General features: G+C 70.9%; 6 protein-coding genes. 3 read left to right on the top strand and 3 right to left on the bottom strand.

The features are described from left to right. The 3 genes from G3I65_RS42620 to G3I65_RS42610 form a co-directional block, all read left to right on the top strand. The coding region (locus tag G3I65_RS42620; RefSeq protein WP_345944105.1) for an ATP-binding protein at positions 1 to 458 on the top strand (458 nt) is incomplete at its 5' end. After that, entirely contained in the window at positions 437 to 793 is a 357-nt protein-coding gene (locus G3I65_RS42615; RefSeq protein WP_160701124.1) for a hypothetical protein, read from the top strand. The genes G3I65_RS42620 and G3I65_RS42615, both read left to right, overlap by 22 nt. 230 nt (positions 794 to 1,023) lie before the next feature. Continuing rightward, positions 1,024 to 3,357 carry a glycoside hydrolase family 3 C-terminal domain-containing protein gene (locus tag G3I65_RS42610; RefSeq protein WP_309235981.1) on the top strand — a complete coding sequence of 778 codons (2,334 nt, stop codon included), beginning with the start codon at positions 1,024 to 1,026 and terminating at the stop codon, positions 3,355 to 3,357. Between the two features lie 162 nt (positions 3,358 to 3,519). Here G3I65_RS42610 and G3I65_RS42605 read toward each other — a convergent pair whose 3' ends face one another. The 3 genes from G3I65_RS42605 to G3I65_RS42595 all read right to left on the bottom strand — a co-directional run. Next, a complete protein-coding gene (locus G3I65_RS42605; RefSeq protein WP_160701123.1) occupies positions 3,520 to 4,749 on the bottom strand; it encodes a cytochrome P450 in 1,230 nt (409 codons plus the stop codon). A gap of 10 nt (positions 4,750 to 4,759) precedes the next feature. After that, positions 4,760 to 6,526, bottom strand: coding sequence for a non-ribosomal peptide synthetase (locus tag G3I65_RS42600; protein WP_160701122.1), 1,767 nt, complete (start codon positions 6,524 to 6,526; stop codon positions 4,760 to 4,762). Further along, on the bottom strand, positions 6,523 to 6,896 hold a 374-nt coding region (locus G3I65_RS42595; protein ID WP_160701121.1), incomplete at its 5' end, for a phosphopantetheine-binding protein. The genes G3I65_RS42595 and G3I65_RS42600, both read right to left, overlap by 4 nt.

The following is a 6,896-nucleotide window of genomic DNA, read 5'->3' as shown; positions in this document are numbered from 1 at the left end:
CCGGCGCGCGTGACCTGTCCGCGGCCGCCCTGCGCGAGCTGCGCGGACTGGTGCACGGCATCCAGCCGCCAATGCTCGCCGACCGCGGCCTCGGCGCCGCGCTCGACGACCTCGCGATGGACGCGCCGGTGCCCACCGACGTCGAGGTCGGCCTGGTCGGCAGGCCCGACGCGGCGCTGGAGTCGGCGGTCTACTTCTCCGTCGCCGAACTGCTGGCCAACGCGGCCAAGCACGCGGCGGCCAAGCGCGTGCGGATCAGCGTCACCTACCGGCCGGGCGCGCTGAAGGTCGTCGTCGCCGACGACGGCAAGGGCGGCGCCGACTTCAGCCGCGGCAGCGGGCTCCTCGGCGTCCAGCGGCGGGTCGCGGCGTTCGACGGCGTCGTGGAAATCGACAGCCCGGCCGGCGGCCCGACCGAAATCACCATCCTCATTCCGTGCGTCCTGCCATCAGCCTGATCGAAAACCGATATCGGGGGATCGAAATGCGTCGTGGGATCGTGGTGTGCCTGTTCGCTCTGGTCACTGCTTTTTCGGTGGCCGGCTGTGACCATTTGATCGATCTGGGGTGCGGGGATCGGTCGTGTCATTTCAACCTCACCAGTGGCGGCAAAGTCGACCTCGGCGGGCAGGAACTGCAGGTGCAGAAGGTCGACAACAATTCCGTGACCTTCCTGTCGAACGGGATCAGCGTGTCCCTCTTCCAGGGCGTCGACATCGATTTCCTCGGGTACCACCTGCACCTCGGGGAGATCCGCGGCGGCGAAGCGAGTTTGGACGTCACCCGGAATTAGCCGGGAGTTCGGCTCGCGGCCGGTCTGAACCGGTGAAGGCACTGGTCAAGACAGGGGTTACGGTCCGTGCAGTAGTCACCTAGGTTGGTCCTCAATTGGACCAACAAGCGGGAGGGGCGACCCTTTCGCGGGTTTCTGGGGTGACTATGCGTAATGATCTTCTTCGTGCGCGGCCGCGGTCGCGCACGGCGGCGGTCGTCCTGGCCGGCGTGCTCATGACGTCCGGTCTGGTGGCTGCCGTTGCCGCGGCCGAGCCGGCCGCGAAGTTCTCGCCGAGGGTGCACGTCCTCGTCGGCGAGCTCACGCTCGACGAGAAGCTCTCCCTGGTGCACGGCGGCACCGACCCGAACGGCGTCGGCGAGGCCGGGTACGTCCCGGGCGTGCCGCGCCTCGGCATCCCGTCGCTGCGGCTGGCGGACGGCTCCGCCGGGGTGCGCGTCGACAAGCCGTCGGTCGTCATGCCGGCGCCGGTTTCGCTCGCGTCAAGCTTCGACGAGTCGCTCGCCACCCGCTACGGCGCCGGCGTCGGCCGCGAAGCCCGGGCGCTGGGCACCGACGTGCTGCTGTCCCCGATGGTCAACACCATCCGGATTCCCTACGGCGGGCGCAACTTCGAGACGTTCAGCGAGGACCCGCTGCTGACGTCGCGGATCGCCGCCGCGGAGGTCAAGGGCATCGCGGGCCAGGGCACCATCCCGGTGGTCAAGCACCTGGCGGGCAACAACCAGGAGAACGACCGGCAGACGATCAACGTCCAGATGGACGACCAGACGCTGCACGAGGTCGAGCTGCCCGGGTTCGAGGCGGCGGTGAAGGCCGGCGCCGGCGCGGTGATGTGCTCGTACAACAACCTGAACGGGCCGTCCGCGTGCGCGAACGGCGACCTGCTGACCGGGATCCTGCGGGAGCAGCTGGCGTTCAAGGGCTGGGTGATGTCGGACTGGCGGATGTCGCTGACGCCCGACTCCCTGCCCAAGGGCCTCGACCAGGAGATGCCGGACGGCACGTACTTCGGCGACCAGCTGAAGACGGCGATCGGCGAGGGCAAGATCCCGCAGTCTGCTTTGGACACCGCGGTCGCGCGCATCCTCGGCCAGATGGACCGGTTCCACCTGCTCGACAACCCGGCGCGCCCGGCGCGTGACCTTTCCGGGCTGACGGCGACCGCGCAGGACGTCGCCCAGGCGGGCGCGGTCCTGCTGCGCAACGAGAAGGCCGCGCTGCCGCTGAGCACCACGCGCTCGGGCAGCGTCGCGGTGATCGGCTACAACGCGAAGACGCCGAAGCTCAACGGCGGCGGCAGCTCCCACGTCCTCCCGTCGGCCACGCCGGCCAGCCCGCTGGACGTGCTCAAGCAGCGCGCGGGCAGCACGACGACGTACACCCCGGGCTACGACCCGGCGGGCGAAGCGGTGCCGGCGGACGCGCTGTCCCCGGCGTACACCCAGGGCGGCGGCCTGCCCGCCGGCGCGGAAGGCGTGTTCTACAACGGCACGATCACCGCGCCGACCGAGGGCGACTACAGCATCCAGCTGCAGGCCACCGGCGGTGGCGGCTTCCTCCAGGTCGACGGCGCCGCGAGCGGCCTGTTCGGCGACTCGATCGCGACCGGCTACACGGGCATCACCGTGCACCTGACCGCGGGCCAGCACTCGCTGCTGCTCTACGGTTTCGCGGACTTCGTCCACCCCCTTCAGGTGAACCTGCACTGGCTCACCCCGGCGGCGGCCCAGACCAAGATCGCCGAAGCGGTGGCGGCGGCCAAGGCGGCCACCACGCCGATCGTGTTCGCCTACGACGACAGCTCCGAAGGCCTCGACCGCCCCGACCTGTCGCTGCCGGGCTACCAGGACGAGCTGATCGACGCGGTCGCCACGGCCAACCCGCGCACGGTGGTCGTGCTGAACACGGCGTCCGCGGTGAAGATGCCGTGGCTGGCGAAGACGGCCGCGGTGCTGGAGATGTGGTACCCGGGCCAGAAGGGCGCCGAAGCGACGACGGCGCTGCTGTACGGCGACGCCAACCCGCAGGGCAAGCTGACCCAGACGTTCCCGGTGGACGAGGCCCATACCCTCGTCAGCGCCGGCGCGGGCCTGTACCCGGGCCAGGACGGCCAGGTGAAGTACACCGAAGGCGTCGACATCGGCTACCGCTGGTACGCGGACAAGAAGATGACCCCGCTCTTCCCGTTCGGCTACGGGCTTTCGTACACATCGTTCGCGTACAGCGGGCTGACGGCTTCGAACGCGTCGGACGGTGGTCTGGACGTGAAGGTGACGGTGCGGAACACGGGAACCCGGACGGGCACGGAGGTGGCCCAGGTGTTCCTCGGCCCGAGCCCGCAGGTGACGGCCCCGCAGGCCCCGACGGCGCTGGGCGGGTACGCGAAGGTGACGTTGACGCCCGGGGCGTACCGGACGTTGACGATCCACGTGGACCCGCGCCAGCTGAGCTATTGGGACTCGGCGGCGAAGGCGTGGAAGCGCGGAGGCGGGACGCGGTCGGTGAAGGCCGGTTCGTCGTCGGCCTCGCTGCCGCTGAGCACTCAGGTCGCGGTGAGCTGACCCGACCGGCCGACGCGACTTGGCCGAGAGATGTAGTGAATGACTCATTCATGTCGTCCGGCGACATGAATGAGTCATTCACTACGTTGGCGGGGGCCCGGGCTCCGGACGCGCGCGAACGGCCGGTGCCCCGGGTAGGGCACCGGCCGTCCGAAAGGGTCGTCAGCCGTTCGTCACCGGTAGGTGGCGGAGGCCTCGGATGATCGCCGAGCGCCGGCGGTCGGCCGGGCCCGTCTGGCGCAGGTCCGGCAAGCGCGTCGCCAGGACCCGGAACGCCACGTCCGCCTCCAGGCGGGCCAGCGGCGCGCCCAGGCAGTAGTGCGACCCGCCCGAAAAGGACAGGTTGTCCGGGGTGGTCGGTCGGGTGATGTCGAAGACGTCCGGGCGAGTCCACACGGAAGGGTCACGGTTGCAGCCCGCTGTCAGGACGACGACCGCCGTGTCGGCCGGGATCACCGTGTCCCCGATCTCGACGTCCACTGTGGACACCCGGCTGGACTGCTGGACCGGCGCCTCGAACCGCAGCGACTCCTGCGCGGCCTGCGGGGCCAGGTCCGGGTCCGCCACCAGCTTCTCCCACTGGTCACGCCGTTCCAGCATCGTCTTCACGCCGACGCCGATCAGGTTCACCGTCGACTCCGCGCCCGCGAGGGTCAGCAGCTGGCACATCGACACCAGTTCGTGCGTCGTGAGCCGGTCCTCGGCGCGGGCCGTCAGGAGCTTGCTGACCGCGTCGTCGCCCGGGTGGGCCAGGCGCATCTCCATCAGCTCGGTGAACAGCGCGTCCAGCTCGTCCAGCGACCGCTGGACGCTCGCGATGTGCTCCGCCGACGTGATCTCGTCGAAGATCGTGCCGAACTTCGGGCCGTGCTCGAGGTACCGGCTCAGGAACGGCTCGGGGATGTCGAAGATGGCCGCCACCACCGTGACCGGGATGAGGTCGGCGAACGACGCCATCAGGTCGAACTCCCGGCTGGTGTCCACCCGGTCCAGCAGCTCGTGGCAGATGGCCGTCAGGCGGTCGCGGAAGCCGAGGATCGCCTTGGGACTCAGGAACGGCGTGGCCAGCTTGCGCAGCCGCGCGTGGTCGGCGCCGTCGGCGCCCAGCATCGAGTTGTCGAACGTCGTGATCACCGGGCTGATCGGCTTGCCGTCGGACTTGAGCACCCCGAACCGCCGGTCGCGCAGCACCTTCGTGGCCGTCGCGTGGTCGACCGTCGTCCACGCGCCGAGCTCGCTGCGGTGCAGCGGGCCCTTCGCGCGGATCTTTTCGTAGAGCGGGTAGGGATCCTCCGGGCCGCGCAGCAGCAGCGCCAGGGGATCGCCGAGTTCGCCGAGGGTCCACAGCACGCGCATCTGCGTGGTCATGTCCTCGGCCGTCTGGACCGGCATCGCTTTCCTCCTACGGCTTTCCGGCGGTGATCAGCCCGGCGACACCGCGCACGGTCGGCGCCTCGAACACCTGGGAGATCCGCAGCTTGACGCCGAGGTCCCGGCTGATCCGGGAACACAGCTGGGCGGCGGACAGCGAGTTGCCGCCCTGCCGGAAGAACGAGACGTCGCTGGCGATCGAGGGCACGCCGATGATTTCGCGCAGGAACCCCGCCACCGCGGCTTCGGTGTCCGAAAGCTCTTCCGCCACCGGCGCCACCGACTCGGCACGGCGGTTCGCGGCCAGCTCGGCCAGCGCGCGGCGGTCCAGCTTCCGGTCCTCCAGCACGGGCAGCCGCTCCAACCGCTGGACCAGCGCGGGCACCAGGTAACCGGGCAGCCGCTCGGCCAGCCCGGTGCGCAGTTCCTCCTCGCCTGGCGCGGAGCCGGACCCGGTGTAGAACAGGCAGAGGTCCTCGTACGCGCCGTCGGCCCCGGTCACCGGCACGACCGCGCAGGCGCCGACACCCGGTACGCGGCCGGCGTTGTGCTCGACGTCGTCGAGTTCGATGCGGTGGCCGCGGATCTTGACCTGGCGGTCCGCGCGGCCTTCGAAGTGCAGCAGCCCGTCGGGGGTCCGGCGGCCGAGGTCGCCGGTGCGGTAGACGCGTTCCGGGCCGGACGGCAGGGCGATCTCGACGAACTTCCGCGCGGTCAGCGAAGAGTCCTCGAAGTAGCCGAGCGCCAACCCCTTGCCGCCCAGGCAGATTTCGCCGCTCTCGCCGACGTCGCACAGGCGGTCGCCGTCGAGGATGTAGGCCTGGGTGTTGGGGAACGGGACGCCGAGCGGCACCTCGGCGCGGTCTTCCGGCCGGACGCGGTGGCAGGTGGCCGCCACGCTCGACTCGACCGGGCCGTACATGTTGTACAGCGGGATGTCCGGGTACGCCTCGAGGAACCGGGCCGCGTGCCGGGCCGAGAGCTTCTCGCCGCCGGTGCCGACGGCCCGCAGGCCGGCGAAGGCGTCGAGGTCGTTGTCGACCATGCTGTGGAACACCGCGGTGGGCGGGAAGATCGTGGTGACGCCGTGGATCGCGACCAGGTCACGCAGTTTCGTTGCCAGCTCCAGGGTGTCTTCCAGCAGCACCAGCGTGCCGCCGTTGAACAGCACGCCCCAGGAGTCGAGGCCGAAGGCGTCCCACGTCGCCGCGAGTGCCTGCGGCATCACCGCGCCGGAGTCCAGCGGGGTGAACAGCCAGTCGTCGAAGAGCCGCACGTTGCCGCGGTGCGCGGTCACCACGCCCTTCGGCGTCCCGGTGGTCCCCGAGGTGAAGAACACCGCGCAGGCGTCGTCGGCGCCGACCTCGACGGGAGCCGGGCGGGCGCCGAGGATCGGCTGCGACGGCGGCGACCACGTCGACGGCCAGGAGGCCCCGCGCTCGGCGGCCACCACCGGTCCGCCGAGGTGCTCGAGCAGCTCCACGAGCCGGGTCCGCGGCCAGCGCAGGTCCAGCGCCGCGTAGGCCGCCCCGCACTTGAGCACGGCCAGCAGCGTCGCGAACAGCTCGGGGGAGCGGGGCAGCAGCACCGGCACGATCGAACCGCGTTCAACGCCGCGCGCTTGCAGTTCGGCCGCGTACGCGTCTGCGGTCTCCGCCAGCTCGCGGTAGGAGATGTCCCGGCCCTGGTGGTGCAGCGCGGTCCGGTCCGGCCAGCGCCCGGCGCACCACTCGAACAGGCCGTGCATGGTCTCGGCCCGCTCGAACGGCCGGGGCTCCGGGTTGAAGGACGTCGTCATCGGGTGCTCCCGCGTTCGGTGATCAGCTCCGCCAGCGCGGCCGGCGTCGGGTGGGAGAAAGCGGCGGACAGCTTCAGCCGGACCCCGGTCTGCTTCTGGATCGACTGGACGAGCTGGGCGGCCAGCAGCGAATGCCCGCCACTGGCGAAGAAGTTCGTGTCCTCGGTGACGTCGGTGCGCTTGAGCAGCTTCGCGAACAACGCCATGACGGCGGTGGTCGTCGGGTCCGGCGCGGCCTCCGCGGGCACTTCGGCCGACGGCCCGGCCGTAGCGGCCAGTTCGGCGACCGCCGCCCGGTCCACCGTGTGGACGGCGGTCTCGGGCAGCGCGTCGACCCGCAGGTACCAGGCCGGGCGCGCCCGCGGCGGCA

The sequence above is a fragment of the Amycolatopsis sp. SID8362 genome, from assembly GCF_010550475.1.
Classification (GTDB): domain Bacteria; phylum Actinomycetota; class Actinomycetes; order Mycobacteriales; family Pseudonocardiaceae; genus Amycolatopsis; species Amycolatopsis eburnea.
The sequence above is the reverse complement of the archived record's forward strand: the minus strand, read 5'-3'. Positions and strand labels throughout refer to the sequence as shown.

Bases quoted from the DNA above. Each gene is read 5' to 3' on its own strand.
- G3I65_RS42605 (WP_160701123.1), bottom strand. From the start codon at position 4,749: ATGCCGGTCCAGACGGCCGAGGACATGACCACGCAGATGCGCGTGCTG.
- G3I65_RS42600 (WP_160701122.1), bottom strand. From the start codon at position 6,526: ATGACGACGTCCTTCAACCCGGAGCCCCGGCCGTTCGAGCGGGCCGAG.